The organism is Georgenia sp. TF02-10 (genome assembly GCF_022759505.1).
GTDB lineage: Bacteria > Actinomycetota > Actinomycetes > Actinomycetales > Actinomycetaceae > TF02-10.
This window is the reverse complement of the sequence record NZ_CP094289.1, coordinates 381,918-404,517: the sequence shown is the minus strand read 5'-3', so window position 1 is coordinate 404,517 and position 22,600 is coordinate 381,918. Positions and strand designations below refer to the sequence as shown.

The 22,600-nt window shown below is 74.6% G+C and carries 19 protein-coding genes and 1 pseudogene; 10 read left to right on the top strand and 10 right to left on the bottom strand.

Annotation, left to right across the window (positions count from 1 at the left end; genetic code table 11):
* Positions 1-38 precede the first annotated feature (38 nt).
* The gene (locus MF406_RS01875; RefSeq protein ID WP_242896332.1) at positions 39-1,061 is read left to right on the top strand and encodes a 5'-3' exonuclease; all 1,023 of its coding nucleotides are present in this window, start codon (positions 39-41) and stop codon (positions 1,059-1,061) included.
* A gap of 136 nt (positions 1,062-1,197) precedes the next feature.
* Here the strand turns inward: MF406_RS01875 and metE are convergent, their stop codons facing one another.
* The 5 genes from metE to MF406_RS01850 form a co-directional block, all read right to left on the bottom strand.
* Positions 1,198-3,576 (bottom strand): 5-methyltetrahydropteroyltriglutamate--homocysteine S-methyltransferase, encoded by a 2,379-nt coding sequence (gene metE / locus MF406_RS01870; RefSeq protein WP_242896331.1) that lies wholly within the window; start codon positions 3,574-3,576, stop codon positions 1,198-1,200.
* Between the two features lie 11 nt (positions 3,577-3,587).
* Positions 3,588-4,727 (bottom strand): methylenetetrahydrofolate reductase, encoded by a 1,140-nt coding sequence (locus MF406_RS01865; RefSeq protein WP_242896330.1) that lies wholly within the window; start codon positions 4,725-4,727, stop codon positions 3,588-3,590.
* Positions 4,728-5,280: 553 nt separating this feature from the next.
* The gene (locus MF406_RS01860; RefSeq protein WP_242896329.1) at positions 5,281-6,468 is read right to left on the bottom strand and encodes a zinc-dependent alcohol dehydrogenase; all 1,188 of its coding nucleotides are present in this window, start codon (positions 6,466-6,468) and stop codon (positions 5,281-5,283) included.
* Positions 6,468-6,938, bottom strand: a complete 471-nt coding sequence (locus tag MF406_RS01855; RefSeq protein WP_242896328.1) for a hypothetical protein — start codon at positions 6,936-6,938, stop codon at positions 6,468-6,470. The genes MF406_RS01860 and MF406_RS01855 overlap by 1 nt, the downstream gene beginning before the upstream one ends.
* Before the next feature lie 8 nt (positions 6,939-6,946).
* Entirely contained in the window at positions 6,947-7,828 is an 882-nt protein-coding gene (locus MF406_RS01850; protein ID WP_242896327.1) for a manganese catalase family protein, read from the bottom strand.
* A 329-nt stretch (positions 7,829-8,157) separates the two neighbouring features.
* Between MF406_RS01850 and MF406_RS01845 the strand changes: the two genes are divergently transcribed.
* A complete protein-coding gene (locus MF406_RS01845; protein WP_242896326.1) occupies positions 8,158-8,919 on the top strand; it encodes an alpha/beta hydrolase in 762 nt (253 codons plus the stop codon).
* A gap of 40 nt (positions 8,920-8,959) precedes the next feature.
* On the opposite strand, the gene MF406_RS01840 is transcribed toward MF406_RS01845, so the two are convergent.
* The 3 genes from MF406_RS01840 to MF406_RS01830 form a co-directional block, all read right to left on the bottom strand.
* Positions 8,960-10,120, bottom strand: a complete 1,161-nt coding sequence (locus tag MF406_RS01840; RefSeq protein ID WP_242896325.1) for a GNAT family N-acetyltransferase — start codon at positions 10,118-10,120, stop codon at positions 8,960-8,962.
* Positions 10,121-10,324: 204 nt separating this feature from the next.
* Positions 10,325-11,362: an endonuclease/exonuclease/phosphatase family protein gene (locus MF406_RS01835; RefSeq protein WP_242896324.1), complete on the bottom strand. Its 1,038-nt coding sequence runs from the start codon at positions 11,360-11,362 to the stop codon at positions 10,325-10,327.
* A gap of 167 nt (positions 11,363-11,529) precedes the next feature.
* Positions 11,530-12,270, bottom strand: coding sequence for a TetR/AcrR family transcriptional regulator (locus tag MF406_RS01830; RefSeq protein ID WP_242896323.1), 741 nt, complete (start codon positions 12,268-12,270; stop codon positions 11,530-11,532).
* A gap of 121 nt (positions 12,271-12,391) precedes the next feature.
* On the opposite strand from MF406_RS01830, the gene MF406_RS01825 reads away from it, so the two are divergent.
* From MF406_RS01825 to MF406_RS01790, 8 genes and pseudogenes are all read left to right on the top strand, one after another.
* Positions 12,392-13,399, top strand: a complete 1,008-nt coding sequence (locus tag MF406_RS01825; RefSeq protein ID WP_242896322.1) for an ATP-binding cassette domain-containing protein — start codon at positions 12,392-12,394, stop codon at positions 13,397-13,399.
* Entirely contained in the window at positions 13,396-14,223 is an 828-nt protein-coding gene (locus MF406_RS01820; protein WP_242896321.1) for an ABC transporter permease, read from the top strand. The genes MF406_RS01825 and MF406_RS01820 overlap by 4 nt, the downstream gene beginning before the upstream one ends.
* Before the next feature lie 138 nt (positions 14,224-14,361).
* Positions 14,362-14,802 (top strand): hypothetical protein, encoded by a 441-nt coding sequence (locus MF406_RS01815; RefSeq protein ID WP_242896320.1) that lies wholly within the window; start codon positions 14,362-14,364, stop codon positions 14,800-14,802.
* On the top strand, positions 14,744-15,064 hold the full coding sequence (locus MF406_RS01810; protein ID WP_242896319.1) for a hypothetical protein: 321 nt from the start codon (positions 14,744-14,746) through the stop codon (positions 15,062-15,064). The genes MF406_RS01815 and MF406_RS01810 overlap by 59 nt, the downstream gene beginning before the upstream one ends.
* Positions 15,065-15,243: 179 nt before the next feature.
* Positions 15,244-19,821, top strand: a complete 4,578-nt coding sequence (gene hrpA, locus MF406_RS01805) for an ATP-dependent RNA helicase HrpA (protein ID WP_242896318.1) — start codon at positions 15,244-15,246, stop codon at positions 19,819-19,821.
* A 70-nt stretch (positions 19,822-19,891) separates the two neighbouring features.
* On the top strand, positions 19,892-20,203 hold the full coding sequence (locus tag MF406_RS01800; protein WP_242896317.1) for a nucleotidyltransferase family protein: 312 nt from the start codon (positions 19,892-19,894) through the stop codon (positions 20,201-20,203).
* A complete protein-coding gene (locus MF406_RS01795; protein WP_242896316.1) occupies positions 20,200-20,625 on the top strand; it encodes a DUF86 domain-containing protein in 426 nt (141 codons plus the stop codon). Before MF406_RS01800 ends, MF406_RS01795 begins: the two co-directional genes overlap by 4 nt.
* A 146-nt stretch (positions 20,626-20,771) precedes the next feature.
* Positions 20,772-20,990: pseudogene (locus MF406_RS01790) on the top strand (transposase); the annotation flags it as partial.
* Positions 20,991-21,251: 261 nt separating this feature from the next.
* Here the strand turns inward: MF406_RS01790 and MF406_RS01785 are convergent.
* Both MF406_RS01785 and MF406_RS01780 read right to left on the bottom strand, forming a co-directional pair.
* On the bottom strand, positions 21,252-21,647 hold the full coding sequence (locus MF406_RS01785) for a glyoxalase/bleomycin resistance/extradiol dioxygenase family protein (protein WP_242896315.1): 396 nt from the start codon (positions 21,645-21,647) through the stop codon (positions 21,252-21,254).
* Positions 21,648-21,702: 55 nt separating this feature from the next.
* Complete coding sequence (locus MF406_RS01780) at positions 21,703-22,458, bottom strand: enoyl-CoA hydratase-related protein (protein ID WP_242896314.1); 756 nt, start codon at positions 22,456-22,458, stop codon at positions 21,703-21,705.
* Positions 22,459-22,600 lie beyond the last annotated feature (142 nt).

Here is a 22,600-nt window from a genome sequence, read left to right as displayed (position 1 = left end):
AGCGCCGCAGACGGGGCGGGCCTGGAACACTTGGCGCCATGCAGAAGCCCGGCAGGTTGCTCTTGCTCGACTCCGCCTCGCTGTACTTCCGGGCGTTCCACGGCGTGCCGGAGTCCGTCACCGCCCCCGACGGCACCCCGGTCAACGCCGTGCGCGGCTTCCTGGACACGATCGCCCGGCTGGTCACCGAGCGGCGGCCGGCCCGGATGGTGGCGTGCTGGGACGAGGACTGGCGGCCGGCGTTCCGGGTGGCGGCGATCCCGTCCTACAAGGCGCACCGGGTGGCGGCCGACGGCGGGGAGGAGGTGCCCGCCGGACTGGTCCCCCAGGTGCCGGTGATCGTCGACGTGCTCGCCGCCCTGGGCATCGCCCGCCGCGGCGCGCCCGGGTTCGAGGCGGACGACGTCATCGGCACGCTGGTCGAGCGGGAGGTGGCCGGCCGGCCCGGTGCCGGCGGAACGGGCTCGGCCGGCGCCGGGGGCCGGGCCGACGGCGCGGCGGCGGCCGGACAGGATGCCGACGGCGGGGCCGGGGCACCGGTCGAAGTGGTCACCGGGGACCGGGACCTGTTCCAGCTCGTCGACGACGCGGCCGGGGTGAGCGCGCTGTACACGGCCGGGCGTGGTCGCACGCTCCTGGAGCGGGTCGACCAGGCGTGGTTGCGGGCCCGGTACGGCATCCCCTCCGGCGCCGCCTACGCCGACCTGGCGATCCTGCGCGGCGACCCGAGCGACGGGCTGCCCGGCGTCCCCGGCATCGGGGAGAAGACCGCGGCAGCGCTGCTAGCCCGGCACGGGGACCTCGACGCGCTCCTCGCCGCGGCCGACGGGGTGGGCACCTCGCTGACCCCGGCCCAGCGGACCCGGATCCGGGCGGCCCGGGACTACCTCGCCGTCGCGCCCGCCGTGGTGCGGGTGGCGCGCGACGCCCCGGTCGCCGACGGGGACGACACCCTGCCGACGGCGCCCGCAGACCCGGCCGCCCTGGAGGCGCTGGCGCAGCGGTGGAACCTCACCGGCCCCGTGGGGCGGGTTCTGCAGGCGCTCACTGCCGGGCGGTAGGCGTGCAGGCGCTCGCTGCCGGGCAGTATCCGGCCGGCCACCCGCCGTCGGACGGGAACGGACGGTCCGCTCGCCGTCGGACGGTAGCGGGAGCACACCCGCCGTCGGGCCAGCAACGCCGAATCCTCCCCGGCCCTTACAGCCCCGCCCGGACCTCCTGCGCCGCGGCGACCAGGTTGGTCAGCGCCGCCTCCGTCTCCGCGTAGCGCCGGGTCTTCAGGCCGCAGTCCGGGTTGACCCACAGCTGGCGGGCGGGCACCGCCGTCACGGCCGCGGTGAGCAGCTCGACGATCTCCGCCTGCGAGGGCACCCGGGGGGAGTGGATGTCGTACACCCCCGGGCCGATCTGCCGCTCGAAGCCGTGGCTGCGCAGGGCCGGCAGGATCTCCATCCGGGACCGGGCGGCCTCGACCGAGGTGACGTCGGCGTCCAGGCCGTCGATGGCGTCGATGACCTCCCCGAACTCGGAGTAGCACAGGTGGGTGTGCACCTGCGTCTGGGCGCGCACCCCGGAGGTGGCGAGCCGGAAGGCCCGCACCGACCACTCCAGATACTCCGCCTGCCCGGCCCGGCGCAGCGGCAGGAGCTCGCGCAGCGCGGGCTCGTCGACCTGGATGATGCCGATCCCGGCGGCCTCCAGGTCGGCGAGCTCCTCCCGCAGGGCCAGCGCCACCTGGGCGGCGGTGTCGCCGAGCGGCTGGTCGTCCCGGACGAAGCTCCAGGCCAGGATCGTCACCGGCCCGGTGAGCATGCCCTTGACCGGTCGGTCGGTGAGCGAGGCGGTGTAGGTGGACCACTCCACCGTCATCGGCCCGGGCCGGGCGACGTCGCCCCACAGGATCGACGGCCGGGTGCAACGCGAGCCGTAGGACTGCACCCAGCCCTGCCGGGTGACCGCGAACCCGTCGAGCAGCTCGGCGAAGTACTGCACCATGTCGTTGCGCTCGGGCTCGCCGTGCACGAGGACGTCCAGGCCCAGCCTCTCCTGGAGCCGTACCACCTCCTCGATCTCGGCCCGCATCGCCGAGCGGTACCCCTCCTGGTCCAGCTCGCCGGTGCGCAGCGCGGTCCGGGCCCGCCGGATCCGGGAGGTCTGCGGGAAGGACCCGATCGTCGTCGTCGGCAGCACCGGCAGGTCGAGCACCTCGGCCTGCGCCGCCGCGCGCCGGTCGTACGGCTCCCGGGCGAGGTCGGCGTCGGTCAGCGCGGCCAGCCGCTCCCGGACCGCCGCCCGGCGCACCCCCGGGTGGGCGAGGCGGGACCGGCGGGCCTCGGCGGCGTCGGCGAGCGTGTCGGCGATCGCCTCGCGCCCGTGCGCCAGGCCGGTGGCCAGCGTGATCACCTCCCCGACCTTCTGGTCGGCGAAGGCCAGCCAGGAGCGCAGCTCCTTGCTCAGGTGCTGCTCGCGGTCGACGTCCAGCGGCACGTGGAGCAGGGACGACGACGTCGACACCGCCACCCGCGCGTCCTCGCCCAGCCCGGCGCGCACCTCCTGCAGGACCTCCAGGGCGCGGTCGAGGTCGGTGCGCCAGACGTTGCGGCCGTCCACCACGCCGGCGACGACGACCTTCCCGGCCAGCGCGGCGAGGTCCGCCGCGGTCGGCACCGGCCCGCGGACCAGGTCCAGCGCGACGGCCTCCACCGGCGCGGCGGCGACCACGGGCAGGGCGTCGCCGAGGTCGCCGTAGGGGGCGGTGAGCAGGATCGCCGGACGCTCGGGCCGGCCCAGGTCCCCAGCCAGGGCGGCGTAGGCCCGCTCGGTGGCGGCCAGGACCTCCTCCCGGGGGACGTCCCAGCCGTCGGCGACCAGCGCCGGCTCGTCGAGCTGGACCCACGGCGCGCCCGCCGCGGCCAGGGCGCGGAGCAGGTCCGCGTAGGCGGCGAGCACGTCCTCGAGCCGGTCCAGCGGGCGGAACGGGGTCGCGGTGCCGTCGGTGGCCCGGGCGTCGGCGGTGCCGTCATCGGCCGCCTTGCTCAGCAGCAGCAGCGTGACCGGGCCGACGACGACGGGCCGGGTGGTGGCGCCGTCGGCGGCGGCCTCGAGGAACTCCCGGACCACCCGGTCGTCGGCGTAGCGGATCGGGGTGTCCGGGCCGATCTCGGGCACGAGGTAGTGGTAGTTGGAGTCGAACCACTTGGTCATCTCCAGCGGCACCCGGTCCGCCTCGCCGCGCGCGATGGCGAAGTACCCGGGCAGGTCCACCGCCCCGTCCGGGCCCACCAGGTCGGCGAACCGCGCCGGCACCGCCCCGATGGTCGTGGCCGCGTCGAGCACGTGGTCGTAGGCGGAGAAGTCGGACGGGATGGCGCCGCTGTCGGTGGGCAGGCCGAGCCGGCCGAGCCGGTCCCGGGTGGCCCGGCGCAGGTTCGCCAGGTCTGCCTGCAGGTCGTCGAGCTCGCTCCGCCCGGACCAGTAGGACTCCACCGCGGTCTTCAGCTCCCGGCCGGGGCCGATGCGGGGGAAGCCGAGGACGGTGGCGTCGGGGAACCAGGGGGCGGTGCGGTCGGTGGTCATGAGGTCCTTCCTCATCGGGTGCGGACGACGCCCGCGGCGGCGTGGGGTGCGGCGGTAGGTGCGGTGGTGGCGGTGGGCGGGGACGGGGCGGTGGGCACGGTGGTGCCTGCGCCCTCGCCGGTACCGGCGGCGGCCACGCCCGTGCCGGCGACCCGGGCATAGCTCGCGGCGTGCGTCGCGGGGCGGGTGGCCGCGGCGATGGCGGGGTTGCGCACGCCGCGGGCCCGCAGGTGCGCCAGGACGTCCAGCGCGGGCCGGTCGTGGTTGAAGGTGTAGAGGTGGATGCCCGGGGCGCCGGCGGCCAGGACCCGGTCGATGAGCTCGAGGGTGGCGTCGATGCCGCGGCGGACGCGGTCCGCCTCGTCGGGCGTGGCGAGCAGCGCGTCCAGGGATGGCGGCACCGGCACGCCGGTCAGCCCGGCCAGGCGGTGCAGCCGGCCGGGGTCGGTCAGCGGGATCACGCCGGGCAGGATCGGGATGTGCACGCCCGCGGCCCGGGCGTCGGCGACCAGGGAGGCGTAGGCCGCGGCGTCGTAGAAGACCTGGGTGATGGCGAAGTCGGCGCCGGCGTCCTGCTTCTCCTTCAGGGCGGCCAGCTCGGCGGTGCGGCTGTGGCTGGACCCGGTGGGGTAGGTCGCCACCGCGACGGAGACGACGTCGGCCGGGGTCACGCCGAGGTCGGTGGCGACGGCGGAGGGCGGCTCCGGGCGGGTGGCCCGGCCGCCGTCGGGCCGGGTGGGACCGAGCCGCTCCTCCTCCACCTCCCGGATCAGGGCGACCAGCTCGCTCGCCCGGCCGAGCCCGCCGGCCGGTGCCTGCCACGCGGTCTGTCCGGCGGGCGGGTCCCCGCGCAGGGCGAGGAAGTCCCGGACCCCGGCGTCGAGCAGGCGCCCGACGAGCGCGGCCAGCTCGGCCCGCGTGGCACCGACGCAGGTCAGGTGCGCGATGGGCGGCACGCCGGTGGTGGTGAGGATGCGGCGGACCAGTTCGGCCGACGCCGCGCGGGAGGTGCCGGAGGCGCCGTAGGTGACGGAGAAGAAGTCCGGGCCGGCCGCCGCCATCCGGAGCACACGCTGCCACACCACCTCGTCGAGCTCGGGCCGCCGCGGCGGGTAGAGCTCGAAGGAGACGGTCGGGTGGGTGGTCGGCACAGCCACGAGGCTAGAGGTCGACATGGTCAGGCTCCAGGCGCCGGGGCGCGGTCGGTGACGGACTGGCCCACGGTGCTGGCGGGCGGGCGGCCGGGAGCCGCCGAGGGACGCCCGTGATTCTGTCGGCCCTGGTCCGGTGCCTGCGCCTGGCCCCCGGGTGGTCCCGGGCAGTGAGACGCGGCACGGGCCGGTCTCACGCTCCGGCGCCTGCGGCGACGGGCGGGCAGCACCTGCCGCTCGGGGCTCCCGGACGACGTCGGCCGAGCCGCGAGTTCGCAGGTTCATGCCGAGTTCGAGGTTGTGCGCCGAGTTCGCTAGGTGCGACTAGCGAACTCGGCTCGGACTGGCGGACTCGGCTCGGACTGGCGAGCTCGGCTCGGACTGGCGAACTCGGCAGTGTCCGGCGGCGCGGCGCGACCGCAGCGCCAGCAGGGCAGCCGATCACTACGGTCGGGCAGCCGGTCCGAGGCCGGCCCGGCAGCCGGGTCCTACGCCGGGGCGCCCCGAGCGGGTCCCGAGCGACCGGAGGAGCACCCGGACCGGATCGCGCGAGCTACCGGGCCGCCGTCGCCCCGACCTCGAACACCGCCCGGACGCAGCCGTCCTCCTTGCCCTTGAACATCTCGTACCCGCGCGGGCCCTCGGCCAGCGGCATCGGGTGCGTGGCCAGGTGCCGGGTGCTCAGCGAGCCGTCCTCCAGCGCCCGCAGGATCTCCGGGATGTACCGCTGGCCGTGCATCTGCGCGCCCTTGACGGTCAGGCCCTTGTTCATCAGCGCGCCGAGCGGGAAGGTGTCGACGAACCCGGCGTAGACGCCCAGGACGAAGACCCGCCCGCCCTTGCGGCAGGCGTGCATGACCTCCCGCAGCACCCCGGGGCGGCCGGTCTGCACCCGCAGCTGCTGCTTGACCATGTCCACCGGGCCGAGCACCCCGCCGGGGTGGGCCTCCATGCCGACGGCGTCGATGCACACGTCCGGGCCGCGGCCGCCGGTCCGCTCGCGCAGCTCGCCCGGGACGTCGTCGTGCTCCAGGTGCAGGGTCTCGGCGCCGACGAACCGGCGGACCTGCTCCAGCCGCTCCGGCAGCCGGTCGATGACGATCACCCGCGCGGCGCCGCGCAGCATCGCGGCCCGGGCGGTCAGCTGCCCGACGGCGCCGGCGCCCCAGACGGCCACCACCTCGCCGGGCGCGACGCCGATCTGGTCCACGCCGGTCCACCCGGTCGGGGCGGCGTCGGAGGCGAACAGGGCGGAGACGTCGTCCACGCCGGCCGGGATGGTGAAGGCGCCGTGGTCGGCGTAGGGCACCCGGACGTACTGGGCGTGCGCGCCGGCGTAGCCGCCCATGGCGTGGGAGTAGCCGAGGCAGCCGCCGGGGGCGAAGCCCCACAGCGCCTCGGTCACCGCGGGCTTGGGGTTGCCGTTGTCGCAGAGGGAGAACAGGCCCTGGCGGCAGTACCAGCAGCGGCCGCAGCTGACGAAGGAGCTGACCACCACCCGGTCCCCGACCTTGTGGTTGCGCACCCCCGGCCCGACCTCGACCACCGTGCCCATGAACTCGTGGCCGAGCACGTCCCCGGCCCGCATGGCCGGGATGTACCCGCCGATGAGGTGGAGGTCGGACCCGCAGGTGGTGGACAGCCCGACCTCGACGATGACGTCGTCGCTGTTGACGATCGTCGGGTCGGGGACGTCCTCCACCGCGAGCTCGTTGACCCCGCGCCAGCACAGCGCCTGCATCAGAGCATCCCCTTCTCTCGGGCCCGGGCGCCCACCGCGTCCAGCACCGCCCCGGCCGGGGTCCGGCTGCGCCGCCCGTGCGGCGGGTCCCCCAGGCGGAGCACCTCGCCGGTCTCGGCGATCTGCTTGGCCTCGCGCAGCGCCGTCCGTAGCGTGTCCCGGTCGACGCCGGACGCCCCCGGCCGGGGCGTGGCGGCCAGCTCGGTGCCCCGCCCGCCCGGCGCGGGCCGCAGCTCGACGTCGACCCGGTCGCCGAGGTCGGCCAGCGGCGCCGGGAGCGGGTCCAGCTCTGCCGCCGGCCGGTCGACGGTGAGCACCAGCCCGCCGCCGTGGGCGCCGACCGCGTCACGGTTTGGCCGGCGCTGCCGCCACCAGGCCACGGCGGCGGCCGCGCCGCCGGCGAGCGCCACCGGCGCCAGCCGCGGCAGGCGGGCCCGCCGGCCGCGCGGGCGGCTGCTCCGGGTGCGCACGGCGGTCCTCATTCCCGGTGCAGCTTGTCCTGCACGCTCCCGGCGACCTTCTCGACCGTGTTGGGCACGTCGGTGGTGCCATAGAGGCGGGCGTCGGGCCGGGTGGGCGCGGGCCGGGGCGCGCTCGTGGTCGTCCCCTCGTGGTAGCTGAACTCGCCGTTGCCGTCCAGGCTGGGCCCGCTGGCCCAGCGGCCCTGGTCTGCGGTGTCGCCGTCGGAGAAGTTGAGGTACTGGTAGGAGACCGGCGTGTGCTCCTTGCGCTGGGGGAAGTTGCTCGGCACCGGCAGCTGCTCCAGGCCGTCTTCCTTGAGCTGCTCGATGGCGGCGAGCCACTGGTTCTGGTGCATGGTGTCCCGGGCGAGGAGGAAGGACAGCAGGTCGCGCACGCCGGAGTCGTCGGTCATGTGGTACAGCCGCGCCACCTGCAGCCGGCCCTGCATCTCCGCGTTCGCGTTGGAGGTGAAGTCCGCCATCAGGTTCCCGCTGGCCGTCACGTACCCGGCCGTCCACGGGTTGCCGTTGGAGTCCACCGGCCGGGCGCCGGCCCCGGAGACGATGGCGTGCTGCACGTCCGTGCCGCCGACGACGGCGGCCACCGTCGGGTCGTCCTGCACGGCGTCGCCGGTGATCCCGATCGGGGCGTCCTCGAGCAGCTGGGCGATCATGGTCGCGAGCATCTCCACGTGCCCGAACTCCTCGGCGCCGATGCCGAACAGCAGGTCGCGGTACTTGCCGGGCAGGTGGATGTTCCAGGACTGGAAGCCGTACTGCATGGCGACGGTGATCTCGCCGTACTGGCCGCCGAGCACCTCCTGGAGCTTGCGGGCGTAGACGGCGTCCGGCTTGTCGGGCTTGCTGGCGAACTGCAGCTCCTGCTTGTGGAAGAACATCTGCACTCCTTGCGCGCCGCCGGGAGGTGCGGCGCCTGGTGGCTGGGCTGGGGGACGGGCGCCGACGGCGTCCCCGCCGCCGGTGGTCGTGGCGCCTGCCGGCGCCGACGTGCGCCCGGGCCTGCTACCCGCGCGGACGGCCATCATCTGCCCGGCCGATGGGGCCCGCATCTCGGCACGGCGGCCGGGGCGGGGGCGCCGGGCGGGCCCGGGCGGCGGGATCCGGGGACCCGGCACCGAGCCCGCCCGACCGCCGTCGGCGTCCACGCGCCGAGACCCGGCGACCCAACCGGCGACCTTCCCCATACCAGTCCTTTACCGTGGGGAGCATGGTGGAGGTCAGGATCAGCACCCCGCGCGGCGTGACGCTGGCCGGCACCTTCGAGCCCGGCCCGGGCAGCGCCGCGGTGCTGTTCGTGCACGGGTTCCTCGCCGACCGCCGCTCCGCCGGCGTCTTCGACGTCCTCGCCGAGAGGTATCGCGAGGCCGGGTACGCCACCCTCCAGCTCGACCTCTCCGGCTGCGGGGCCAGCGAGGACGACGTCATCACCGTCGCCGGGGAGGTGGAGGACCTGCGCTCGGCCTCGGACTGGCTCACCGAGCAGGGCTACCCGGTGCAGGCCCTGCACGCCCACGCCTTCGGCGCGCTGGCGGCGCTGCGGGCCCAGCCGCCCGCCGTCGTCACGATGGTCCTCACCGACCCGGTCACCGGCCCGATGCACTACCCGTGGGAGGAGATCTTCGCGCCGGGCCAGCTCGAGGAGCTTGACACCCACGGGTTCACCCGGATCCCGGACGACAACGACGGCGCCCGGGAGTACACCGTGATCTCCAAGACGACCCTGGCGGACTACTCCCTGATCGACCAGGCGGAGCTCCTCGGCGGGCTGCGGGTGCCGGTGCTGGTGGTGCACAGCTACGGCGACGACGGCGCCACCGAGCTGGTGGACCTCAGCCGGGAGGGGCTGCCCCTGCTGCCCGCCGGGTCCCGGCTGGAGGTCCTGGAGGCGGCGGACCGGCCGGGGCAGGACCGGGTCGACGCCGTCGCCGAGCTGGCGCTGGCCTGGCTGGCCGCGCACCTGCCCGCCTGAGCCGGCCCGCCCGGGCCCGGGCGAGCGGCCGTACCCGCCGTCAGACCAGCCGCCGCTGCCAGGCGCCCTCGATGCTCGCCGGGCGGAAACCGAGCTCGGTGTTGATGGCGAGCATGTGGGCGTTCTCCCCGGCGTTCCAGGTGTGCACGCGCCGGGCGGCGGGCTGGACCTCGGCGAGGAGCTGCAGGTTCGCCGCCTTGACCAGGAGCCCGAGGCGGTGGCCGCGGTGGTCGGCGCGGACGAGGGTGTCCTCCTGGTAGGCCACCTCCGGCCGGGCCTGGGGCAGCACCATCTGCGTGAAGGCGACGAGCTCTCCGGTGGGCACGTGCTCGGCGGCGGTGAGCACGTACCGCCGGCCCACGCGGGCCGTCTGCTCGTCCCGGTCACGCACCCGGGCCGCGTCCCACACCTCCTGCTGGAAGTCCACACCCGCGGAGGGGGCGTCCACGCTCATGTGCTGCTGGAGGTCGGCGACGGCGTCCAGCCACCGGTCCGGCGTGCGGTCCTGCCACTGCACCACCCGGTAGTCCGGGCCGGCGGCCGCCTGCGCACCGGCGCGCCACCGGACCAGCGCCGCCGCGGGGACCGGGAGGTCCAGGGTGGACTGCCGCTCGGTCTGCTCCAGCACGAAGGAGTGGGCCAGGGCGAACCGGACCGCCGGGTCGGCGGTGGAGAGCCGGCCGACGCCGGTCGGTGCGGTCAGTGCGTCCGGCGCGTCCGCGGGCGGCTCGGTGGTGTGGCTGGTCCAGGTCGTGACGGTGGTGCGGCCGGCGCCCCGGACCAGGTCCTCCACGGCGCGCCACAGCGCCGTGCCGACGCCCCGGCCGCGCGCCCCGGGGCGCACCACGAGGTCACCGTGAGCCAGATGGGTGTTGTCGGTGCGCGGCAGGACCAGCCAGCACCCGCCGAGCACGTCCGCCGCCGCGGTGACCTCGCGCTCGCTGGCCACCAGCAGCACCTTGCTGGCGTAGGCCTGGTGGGCGTAGGAGGCGACGAGCGTGGCCGTCGGGTCGACGAAGTCGTCGTGCCCCAGGGTGGCCAGGTTCGTCTCGGTCTCCACCTCGTGCCACCCCTCGAGGGCCGCCTCCGGGACGACGGCGGGTGCCGGGCCGCCCAGAGCGGTGCCGAGGGCGCCGTCGGCCGGGGCGCCATCGGCGGGTGCGCCGGGGACCGGGACGGCGGTGATCAGGGCGGTGAGCATGCCGCGAGCGTGGCAGGGCAGCCGCGGCGACGGCGAGGGATTTTCTACCGGTGGCAGCGTCGTCGTTCCGCGCCGGGCCGTCCAGGTGCCCGCGCCCGATCCAGCGCGCACCGACCGCGGGTTCAGGCCGGGGGACCAAGCGGCCGGCTCAGCCCGCCGGCACCCGCCGGACCGGCTCAGCCCGCCGGCACCCGCCGGGCCAGCTCAGCCCGCCGGCACCAGCCGGACCACGACCGCCCGGTGGTCGCTGCGCCCCCGCTCCACCACGACGGCCTCGGTGGCGCGGAAGGCGTCGGCGTCGTGCAGGACGTGGTCGATGGTGGCCCCGAGGAGCTCGGGCGCCTGGGTCGGCCAGGTCGCCACCCCGCCCACCCCGGCGCCGACGGCGCCGTCGCGGCAGGCGCCGAGGTCCTGCAGGGGCGCGTGGTCCAGGGTCGCGTTCAGGTCCCCGGCGAGGACGAGCCGGTCGGCGCCGCCGTCCGTGCACAGCGGCAGCACGGCGTCGAGGTCGGCCAGCCAGGCGTCGTGGTCCTCCCCCACCGGCCGGGCGGTGTGCACCCCGACGAGCACCGGCCCGACGCCGTTGGCGGGCTCGGCGCGGACCGCCCCGGCCGACGTCGCCGGGGCCTCGGTCGGCACGTACTCCCCCAGCGCGTTCGAGACGAGCAGCGCGACGTGGCCCCGATCCCCGGCGTCGGCGAAAAAGGTCTGGAACGTGGCCCCGCTGCCCGCCAGGGCGCCGACCACCTCCCCGGCGAGGGCGTCGTCGGTCTCGCTGAGCACGAGGACGTCGGCGCCGTTCTCCTCGGCGACGGCGGCCACGTCCGCGGCGCCGGTCCGCCCGCCCTGGGTGTTCCAGGCCAGGACGGTCAGCGCGCCGGAGCCCGGCCCCGCCGGGCTCAGCCCGTCGTCTGCGGTGAGGGCGGGCGGGTTGTCCGGGCCGCGGTCCCACACCATCCAGCCGTGCCCGACGGCGACCGCGGCCAGGACCAGGCCGAGGAACAGGGTCCGGCCGCCGCCGCCGAACCCGACCCGGCGGACGAGGCCGAGGATCAGGGCGATGACCGCGACGACGGCGAAGAGGACGGCCAGGAGGGGGCGGACCCCGTACACCGGGGCCAGCACGGCGGTGGTGGTCAGGCCGGCCCAGTCCGGGTTGACCCGGCCGAGCCACTCGGGGTTGAGGGTGAGGACGGCGGCCACCGCGAGGAGCAGGACGACGAGCCAGCCGATGACGCGCATCGGGCCATCCTTCCAGCGCGGTGCGACGCTGGGCGTGAGACCGGTGCGCGAGTTCGGCGAGACCGGTGCGCGAGTCGGGCTGCGGGTCCCGGACGCCGAGGCGCCGGCCGTCGTGCTCTCACGCCTGCCGGCATGGTCGGGCGGGGCCGAGCGGCCGACCGGCCGGCCTACGACCGCGACTCGATCATCCGCTCGATGCCGTCCAGCGTCAGTCCGAGGCTGAACGCGAAGTCCACGTCGGGGTCCTCGGTGCCGAATGCGAAGACGCCCTCGTCGACGGCCGCCCGCAGGTGGGGGTGCGTCTCACGGTCGACGAGGCGGCTGATCAGCTCGCCGTAGGCCTGCGAGGACACCTCGTCACCCTCCGCCAGCTCGCGGGTCAGCCGGGCCTCCGCCAGCACGGCGACGTTGACGGCGAGGATCACGCCGAGCTTCTCGTCGGAGCGCAGGGGCGTGTCCGCGAGCGTCTTGAGACCGATCTCCATCCAGTCGATCTGGCGCGGCGACAGCGGCGGCGCGCTGATCGGGATGTCCAGCGACCAGGGGTGCGCCCGCAGGCTGCGCAGCTGCAGGAAGGCCCAGCGCTCGAGCGAGGCTCGCCATCCGCCGCTGAAGTCGAACTCCGGGGGCGCGTCGAGGCCGTTGTCCCACATCAGGGCGACGAGCTCGTCCTTGCTCTCGACATAGCGGTAGAGCGACATCGTCGTGTAGCCCAGGGCCTTCGCGACCCGGCTCATCGACACCGCGGCGAGCCCCTCGGCGTCGGCGATCTCGATGGCCGCCCTGGCGATCTCCTCCCGGGACAGCCCCGGGCGCGGCCCCTTGCGGGCGGGCACGTCCAGTCCCCACAACCGCCGGAGGCGCGGGGGGATCTCCGCGTCGCCGAGATCGACGTCATCTGCCGCCACCAGCCCAGCGTAGCGCCGGTACTGCTTGCGCCGTACGCTCCGTTGTGTATGCTCTACACTGAACGTACGTCATACACCTAACGTGCGTCACACGCAGTACCGCCTCGTGCTGGGAGTCCCCGTGAGCTCTGACCCGATCATCCAGTTGTCCGGCCTGAGGAAGGCCTACGGCGACGTCGTCGTCCTCGACGGCGTGGACCTGTCCGTGGCCAGGAACACCATCCACGCCCTGCTCGGCCCGAACGGCGCGGGCAAGACGACGATGGTCCGGATCCTGTCCACCCTCATCAGGCCCGACGCGGGCACCGCTGTCGTCGACGGGCACAGCGTCGTCGAGGACCCCCGGGGCGTCCGTCGCACGATCAGCCTGACCGGGCAGTACGCCGCCGTCGACGAGCTCCTCACCGGTGAGGAGAACCTGCGGATGATGGCCCGGCTCCACCACCTCGGCCGCGCCGAGGGCCGCCGCCGCTCCGCCGACCTCCTCGAGAGGTTCGAGCTGGTCGACGCGAAGGACCGGCCGGTGAAGACGTACTCCGGCGGCATGCGACGCCGGCTGGACATCGCCGTCAGCCTGCTCGGTCACCCGTCGGTGGTCTTCCTCGACGAGCCCACCACCGGGCTGGACCCGCGCAGCCGCCGCACGATGTGGGAGGTCATCCGCGGGCTGGTGGCCGACGGGACCACTGTCCTGCTCACCACGCAGTACCTCGAGGAGGCTGACGAGCTGGCCGACCGGATCAGCGTCCTGCACCGGGGCGGGATCATCGCCGAGGGCACCGCCGCCGTCCTCAAGGGACGGCTGGACCAGGAGCGGCTCGAGCTCGTCCTCCCCGACGACGGCGCCTTCGACCGTGCGGTGCACGAGCTGGGTGGATGGGCCGGGCTCGGCGCGCACGCGGTGCAGCCCGACCGCGACACCACGGTGATCGGCGTCGGCACCGACGGCTCGGCCGACCACGTGCGCGCCGTCCTCGACCACCTCGCCGCCCGGGGCGTCCCGGTCTCGCGCGTCGGCCTGGTCACGCCGTCGCTCGACGAGGTCTTCCTCCGCCTGACCGGCGACGACCCGACCGACCGTCGCCCCACCCACACCCACGTCTCACAGCCTGAGGAGCTCCGAGCATGAGCACCGTCGCGTCTCCCGCACGCCCCCACCCGTCCCCCGCCGTGGCATCGCCCGGCTCCTCGCTGCGCTGGGCGATCAGCGACTGCGCGACCATGGTCGGCCGCAGCGTCCGGCACGTCGTCCGGGACGCCGAGGGTCTCCTGCTCGCGGTCATCCTGCCGGTGATGATCATGGTGATGTTCGTCCACGTCCTGGGCGGGGGATTGCAGACCGGCCTGGAGAACTACGTCGACTACGCCGTTCCGGGCGTCCTCCTGCTGTGCACCGGCTACAACGCGGCCGTCGTCGCGTCGTCGGTCGCCATGGACATGACCAACGGCGTGATCGACAGGTTCCGGTCGATGCCGATCGCCAGCTCCTCGGTCCTCGTCGGGCACGTCATCGGCAGCCTCATCCGCAACCTCTTCTCGGCGGTCATCGTCGTGCTGGTGGCCCTGCTGCTGGGCTGGAGCCCGAACGCGACGCCGGTGGAGTGGCTTGCCGCGGCTGGCCTGGTCGCGCTGTTCATCCTCGCCATGTCGACGGTGTCCACGGCCTTCGGGATCCTGGTCGGTTCGCCGGAGAGCGCCAGCACGTTCTCCTTCTTCCTGCTGTTCCTGCCGTACGTCAGCAGCGGCTTCCTGCCGGTGGAGTCGTTGCCGTCGTGGCTGCACGGGTTCGCCGAGAACCAGCCGATGACGCCGATGATCGAGTCTCTTCGCGGGTTGCTCATGGGCACGCCGATCGGCTCCAGCGCGATCCTCGCCATCGCCTGGTTCGGCGGCATCGCCGTGGTTGGAGGGGGCGCCGCCTCGGTCCTGTTCAGCCGCCGCAGCGCCCGCTGACCTCGATCGCACCCCCTCCCGATCCCTGTGCTCGTGCGCGCCCCCTCCGCGTTGGTCCTGCTGGAGCGATGGCGTCGGGCGGGGAGCGGGCACCGCGCAAACTGCCTAACTGTATCACGCACGTGTTACAGTGTCAAGGTGCACGCCGGAGACGACGACTACGACGGTGTGCCCTATGTCGAACTGGTTTTCGAGGAGGTGGACTGGTCCGAGACCGTCGAGCACGTGCGCAACCGCAGTGGGCGGCTCTCCCGACCCGGCGAGTTCGACGTGCAGCCGGAATGGGCCACCGAGGCGCTTGCCGATCGACAGCGGATCGTGGGCTCGGCCAGCAGCCGCTCCGGGTTGACCGTCAAGGTGCTGGGCTGGTCATCCAGTGCGCCCTCGCGCGAGGCAGGCCGGCGAGGGCGGTTGTTGAAAGTGATCGTCGCACCGAAGGACCATCCACCGACCGAACGTTGGTGGGCCGCCACCGCGATGGAAGCCAACGAGGCCGACCGCGACGCTACGAGGAGGAGCAGTGAACATCAAGGACACGCTGGCCGCGGAGGCGGCCGAGGCCGAAGCGCGGCAGGATGAGCCGCCCGGGCGTATGCACCGTGCGCGCAGGACTGGCAATACCAACCATGTTTATACGGTCCGGATGCCCGTGGATCGACTAGCCGAGCTCCGGAACATGGCTGAGGAATCCGGCGAGCAGCCCTCGGCGCTGATGCGCCGCTGGGTCCTCGAACGCCTCGACGCTGAGCGGGCTCACCAGCCGGACCTGACCGATGTGCGCCGCACCCTCACCGATGCCCTGCATACTCTCGACCGGATCAGTAACAGCCGCTCGGCCTGATCTCGTAAGAAGCCCCCGCAGCGGGGCGGGGCGGAGGAAGCGCCGGTGAGCCGCTGACGTCGACCGGTCTCGCCCTCGCCTCACCGATCGCAGGTCTGACGGCGACCCGGGCCGGTCTGCGTCCACCCTCAGCGATCACCAGGGACGCCCGCGGGGCCGATCGGCGACAATGGATGATCGTGGATGCGGACCGGGTGCAGCAGGAGACGGCGTCGCCGTCGGCACCCACCCGCCACCCGGGCCAGCCGGAAAGTCCCCGCGCGAACCAGCCGGACGGCCGACGCAGCGACCATGCGGACGCACCCCGCAACCACCCGGACGCACCCCGCAACCGGCCCGACGCTCCCCGCAGCCACCCGGACGGTGCGCCCCGCCGTCGCCGCGGGCGGCGCGGGCCGGGCGACGCCGGCGGGCCGGGCGAGGCCGGCAAGCCCGACGACCGCAGCAGCCGGCGCCGGCCCGGCAACGGCTCCCGCGACCGCGGCGGCTTCCGGCCCTACTCCCCCGACCAGCTCGCCGCCCGCCGGGCCGCCCTGCCCCGCATCACCTACCCCGAGCAGCTGCCCGTCTCCGCGCGCCGGGCGGAGATCGCCGACGCCATCCGCGACCACCAGGTGGTGATCGTGGCCGGCGAGACCGGTTCGGGGAAGACCACCCAGATCCCCAAGATCTGCCTCGAGCTCGGCCGCGGCATCACCGGCACGATCGGCCATACCCAGCCCCGCCGGATCGCCGCCCGCACCGTGGCGGAGCGCATCGCCGAGGAGCTCGGCGTGGAGTTGGGCGGCGCCGTCGGCTACCAGGTGCGGTTCACCGACCAGGTCTCCTCCACCACGCTGGTCAAGCTGATGACCGACGGGATCCTGCTGGCCGAGGTCCAGCGCGACCCCGAGCTGCGCCGCTACGACACCCTCATCATCGACGAGGCGCACGAGCGCAGCCTGAACATCGACTTCATCCTCGGCTACCTGGCCAACCTCCTCCCCCGCCGGCCGGACCTGAAGGTCGTCATCACCTCCGCCACCATCGACGCCGAGCGGTTCGCCGCGCACTTCGGCAGCCACGAGGGCGACCGGCCCGACGGCCGGCTGCTCGCGCCCGCGCCGGTGGTGGAGGTCTCCGGGCGCACCTACCCGGTGGAGATCCGGTACCGCCCGCTGGTCCCGGACACGGCTGAGGACGAGACCACCGACGACGGCGACCGTGCGGACCGCGCGACCGACGGCGCCGCGGCCGCCCGCCCCGAGCCGATCGACCAGGTCACCGGGATCCTCCAGGCCGCCGACGAGCTGATGGCCGAGGGCCCGGGCGACGTCCTCGTCTTCCTCTCCGGGGAGCGGGAGATCCGCGACACTCACGTCGCCCTCGCCGAGCACCTCGGCACCCGGTACGTCCCGCCCGGCACCGCCCGGTCCGCCGTGCCCGGCGCGGTGGAGGTGGTGCCGCTGTACGCCCGGCTGTCCGCCGCCGAGCAGCACCGGGTCTTCGAGCCGCACACCACCCGGCGGGTCGTGCTGGCCACCAACGTCGCCGAGACCTCCCTGACCGTCCCGGGCATCCGGTACGTCATCGACCCCGGCACCGCCCGGATCTCCCGCTACTCCAGCCGCACCAAGGTCCAGCGCCTGCCCATCGAGCCGATCTCCCGGGCCAGCGCCAACCAGCGCTCCGGCCGCTGCGGGCGGGTCGCCGACGGCGTCGCGATCCGGCTGTACTCCGAGGCCGACTTCCGCGCCCGGCCGGAGTTCACCGAGCCGGAGATCCTGCGCACCTCCCTGGCCGCCGTCATCCTGCAGATGGCCGCCCTGGGCCTGGGCGACGTCGCCCGGTTCCCGTTCGTCGACCCGCCCGACACCCGGGCGGTGCGCGACGGCGTCCAGCTCCTGCACGAGATCGGCGCCCTGGACCCGGCCGCCACCGACCCGCGCCGGCGGCTCACCGACGTCGGCCGCCAGCTCGCCCAGCTCCCGATCGACCCCCGGCTGGGCCGGATGCTGCTGGCCGGGCAGGAGAACGGCTGCGCCGCCGAGGTGATGGTCATCGTCGCGGCGCTGTCCGTGCAGGACGTGCGCGAGCGGCCCGCCGAGCACCAGCAGGCCGCCGACGAGCGGCACCGCCGCTTCACCGACCCCACCTCCGACTTCCTCGCCTACCTCAACCTGTGGCGGTACCTGCGCACCCAGCAGCGGGACCTGTCCGGCTCGGCGTTCCGGCGGATGTGCCGCGCCGAGTACCTCAACTACCTGCGGGTGCGGGAGTGGCAGGACGTCGTCGCCCAGCTCCGCCAGCTCGCCAAGCCGCTCGGGCTGACCCTGCGCCCGCTGGCCCTGCCCGGGGACCGGGAGATCGCGGCGACCGCCGAGCACACCGCGGACGGCCGGCCGGACCCGGCCCGGGCGGTGGCCGCCGTCGCCCGGTCCGCCGACGCCGCGAGCGCCGACGCCGTGCACCGCGCCCTGCTGGTGGGCCTGCTGTCCAACCTGGGCTCCTGGGACGAGCGGCGGCGGGAGTACGCCGGCACCCGCGGCACCCGGTTCACCATCTGGCCCGGCTCCGGCCTGGCCCGCAGGACCCCGGCGTGGGTGATGGCGGCCGAGCTGGTGGAGACCTCCCGGCTGTTCGCCCGCACGGTCGCCCGGATCCAGCCCGAGTGGGTCGAGCCGCTGGCCGGGCACCTGGTCCGGCGCACCTACTCCGAGCCGTACTGGTCCACCCGGCAGGGCGCGGCCATGGTGAAGGAGAAGGTGCTGCTGTACGGGCTGACCCTGGTCGCGGACCGGCCGGTCCTCCTCGGCCGGCTCGGCGAGACCCGGATCGGCGACGTCACCGCCCGCGAGCTGGCCCGGGAGATGTTCATCCGGCACGCCCTGGTCGGCGGGGAGTGGCGCACCCACCACCAGTTCTACGCCCGCAACGCCGAGCTGCTGGCCGAGGCGGCGCAGTACGAGCACCGGGCCCGCCACCGGGGCCTGGTGCTGGACGAGGACGGCCGGTTCGACTTCTACGACGAGCGCATCCCGGACCACGTGGTCTCCGCCCGGCACTTCGACTCCTGGTGGAAGCAGGCCCGGCGCACCGACCCGGACCTGCTGACCTTCACGATGGACCTGCTGGTGCCGGAGGCCGCCGGGGTCTCCGCCACGGACTTCCCGGACACCTGGCACCAGGGCGACCTGACCCTGCCGCTGACCTACCAGTTCGAGCCTGGCACGCACGCCGACGGCGTCACCGTCCACGTCCCGGTGGCGGTGCTCGGCCGGCTGCGCCCGGCCGGGTTCGACTGGATGGTGCCCGGGCTCGCCCACGAGCTGGCGACGGCGACCATCCGGTCCCTGCCCAAGCAGACCCGGGTGCAGCTCGTCCCGGCGCCGGACGTGGCCCGGCAGGTGGTCGAGCTCCTCCCGCCGTGGGCCGAGGTCGCGCCGGCGCCGCCGGGGGCGCCGTCGTACCACGACGCCTTCGCGGCGGCGGTGCGCACCCTGCGCGGGGTGGAGATCCCGGAGGACGCCTGGGACGAGGACAAGCTGCCCGACCACCTGCGGATGACCTTCCGGGTGCTCTCCGAGCGCGGCGCCGTCCTCGCCGAGGGCAAGGACCTGGTGGCGCTGCAGCGCGAGCTCGCCCCGCAGACCCAGCGGGCGGTCAGCTCCGCGGTCCGCGGGGCCGTGCGCATCGCGATGGAGGAGGCCGCGGCCCGGGCCGGCCGGTCGCCGGCCGCGGTGGCGGGCGGTGCGGTGGGCGACGGCGACGCGGTGGGCCACGGCGACGGCGGGGCGGGCCCGGCGGGGCGCGGCGCCAGCGCCGTGGGAGCCGACCGGGGCGCGACCCAGACGATGCTGCCCGAGCAGGAGAACCTGACCACCTGGCCCGACCTGCCCGGCGGGGTCATCCCCCGCCAGGTGGAGTCCACCGGCCCGCACGGGCTGGTGGTCCGCGGCTACCCCGCGCTGGTGGAGGTGCCCGCGGCCCGCGGCGCCAAGACCGGCCCGTCCGTCGCGCTCCGGGTGCTGGCCGACGCGGCCGAGCAGGAGCGCGCCCACAAGTTCGGGCTGCGCCGGCTGGTGCTGACCGAGACCGCGCTGAGCACCCAGCGGGTGACCACCCGGTGGACCGGGCGGGAGGCCCTGACGCTGGCGGCCAGCCCCTACCCGAGCACCGAGGCCCTGGTGGCGGACGTCCAGCTCGCCGCGGTGGGGGCGCTGGTGGCGGAGTGGACCGGCGCCGGCCCGCAGGTCCGCGAGGCCGACCGGTACGCCGCGCTGGTCGCGCACGTGCGGGCCACCCTCGAGGAGCGGGTGCACCAGGTGATCGGCCTGGTCGTCGCGGTCCTGGACGCCCGGCGCGAGCTCGACGCCACGATCAAGGGCGCCACGTCGATGTTCCTGCTCAACACCCTCACCGACGTGCGGGACCAGGTGGCCCGGCTCGTCTACCCGGGCTTCGTCTCGGCCACCCCGCCGGACCGGCTGGTGCACCTGCCGCGCTACCTGCGCGCCGCCCAGCGCCGGATCGAGCGGGCCCAGGTCAACGTGCACCAGGACGAGCACCTGGCGTGGGTGGTCGGCGAGCTCGAGGACACCTACCAGGCCGCCGTCGACGCCGCGGCCCGCTCCGCGCCCGACCCCGCCCGCGACGCCCGCCTGGAGGACGTGCGGTGGATGCTCGAGGAGCTCCGGGTCAGCTTCTTCGCCCAGCAGCTCGGCACCCCGGTGAAGGTCTCCGAGAAGCGTGTCCGCAAGGCGCTGGCCGAGGTCTAGCGGCCGCCGTCGACCCGCCGTGCCGTCGCGCCGTCCCGGTATCCTCGGAGCCACTCCGGGAGGCGATCCGATGAGTGAGCAGATCCCGAGCGCGGTGCTCGCGGAGCTCCGTGACGAGATCCGCGCGACGCTGGCCGACTTCGGCGTGTCCGCAGCCGGCGTCTTCGGGTCGACCGCCCGCGGGGAGGACCGCGCCGGATCGGACCTCGACCTGATCGTCGAGTTCGAGCCCGGCCGCACCCGGGACCTCGTGCGGCTCGCGGACGCGCTGAGCACGCTGACCGGGCTGCACGTCGACGTGGTCGACCACGAGGCCGTGTTCGCTCGCGCGGCGGCGACGGGCATCGGTACATCGATCCTGCACGAGACGGTGCCGCTGTGAACCGGCGCCAGGCGGAGGCCGTGCTGGCCCTCGAGCGGGAGGTCTCGACGGCGCTCGAGCTGCTCGACAGCGAGGCGGGACTCCGCGACGACTGGCGGACGCGGTACGCCGCCGAACGCGTGATCGAGCGTATCTTCCAGGCCGCGGAAGCCATCACCCCCGCACAGCAGCGGGCATACTTCGGTCCCGACGCGCTGCGCTACCTGCGCGGCATGCGCAACCGTCTCGCGCACAACGACCTCGCCATCGACCCCGAGGTCCTGTGGGCCACGATCAGCGTGGACCTGGCAGTCGTGCGGGACCGGATGAGGGCCGACGCGGCGACCGCTGCTGCCCTCATCGAGAGAGGGATCGACCAGCTCCAGGACGTCTCCGAGTGGCGCCGGGTGCACCTGGGGCCGACGCGCGGCACCCGCGGCTGACGCCGGTCCTGCCGGATACCGCCGGCGAGCCCGAGCACCGGCTGGCGACCACTGGGGCCCGACCCACCGTCGACGTCGGGCGCCCCGCCCCCGCCTAGGGTGTGTTGATAAAGGCTGTTCTGCGCTGCGCGGGCGACGCTTGAGGTGTGTCGCGCAACGAGATCTCCGACGAGGGTCTGGCCGTGATGGGCCCGCTGTTCCCGCTCGCGAACGCGGCGGATCGTCCCCTGCTGGCGCGGCGTGCAGTGGTCGAGGCGGCCGCGTGGCGTTACCGGACCGGTGCCCCGTGGCGAGATGTACCGGAGCGGTTCGGGAACTGGAACACGATCTACGAGAAATTCAACCGGTGGTCCGAGCAAGCCACGACCATTCCGGAACGGGACGACCAGATCGGCCACCGACGCCGCAGTGCTGGCCGGGGGGCACGGTCGCCGCCGAGCACAAGTCCGGACGGACGATCGAATTCGGCGACGAGCAGAAGGAACGCTACAAGGGCCGCAACGTCGTCGAACGCCGCTTCAACCAACTCAAACAGTGGCGGCATCGCGATGCGCTCAGACAATACCGCCCGAAATTACACGCCGCGCTCTGCCTCGCCGCGACCTCCAACGGGCGCGCAGAGGACTCTAGGAGTGGGGAACGTTCTGCACGACCTGGATCAGATGACCATCCGGATCTTCCGCCCACGCGATGAGCAGGCGATCCAACCAAGGCTCAGGCGACTTCACGGGCGTGGCTCCGAGTTGGAGCAACCGCGCATATCCGGCCGGCGTGTCGTCGGTCCATAGGATGACGGCCGCGCGTTGACCATTGGTCACAGGACTTAGGCCATGATCTTCCCGGGTGCTCGCTTCGGTGGTGAGACCAAGGCGATAGCCATCGAGGTCGAGGTCCACGTGAATCGGTGTTCCAGCGGGAGGCGTGCGGAACACCTCATTGAAGCCGATGTCGCGGTAGAACGCTACGGCGCGGTCGATGTCGCGCGTGAACAGAACGATCTGGGGTGTGCGGAAGTCGCCCATGCCGCCAGCATGCCACGCGAGTGCAGCCGGCTCAGACGCCGTTTAGCAACGAGCCCTAGCTGCCCGGGCCCGGCCGCCGGAGCAGCCGCGCGAACGCCTCCGCGGCCTCCGGTGAACGGAGCCGCGCCACGAACTGCTCCCCCTCGACCGCGATCCGCTCCGCCAGCACCTCCGGCTCGCGCATCAGCGACTTGGTGGTCGTAACCGCCGCCGGCGTCCGCCGCGCCACCTCGGCCGCGGCGGCCCGGGCGTGCGCGTCGAGCTCGGCCACCGGCAGCACGGCGTTGGCCAGGCCCCACGCCACCGCCTCCCCGGCGGGGAGCACCTCGCCCAGGACGAACAGGGAGAAGGCCCGGACGTGGCCCACCCGGGCGGGCAGGGTCAGGGTGGAGGCGGCCTCGGGGACGAGGCCGAGGTCCACGAACGGGGCGGAGAGCAGGGCGTCGTCACCGAGGTAGACGAGGTCGCAGTGCAGCAGCAGCGTGAGCCCGACGCCGACGGCGCGCCCCTGGACGGCGGCCACCAGCGGCTTCCGCGCGGCCGCGAGCGCCGAGAGGAACGGGTTGCCCTCCCATGCCGCGTCCGGCCGGCCGCCGACGGCGACGAACTCGGTCAGGTCGTTCCCGGCGCAGAAGCTGTCCCCGGCGGCCCGGACCAGCACACAGCGCACCGCGTCGTCCCGCCCGGCCGCCTCCAGCGCCGCGCCGAGGGCCGCATACATCTCCGTGGTGAGGGCGTTCTTCTTCTCCGGCCGGTTCAGCGTCAGGGTCAGCACCCCGCCGTCCCGCTCGACCAGCACGTGCTCGCTCACCCCGGGCCCCTTCGTCGACGACGGCGGCCCGGCCAGCGTACCGGCGCCGTGCGTGGCGAGCCGGGCCCCAGGCGGTCCGCCTCGCCGGCGTCGGTGGCCGATGAGCGCCCTCTGTCGCGGACCGTGGGAGCGCTCCCCAACC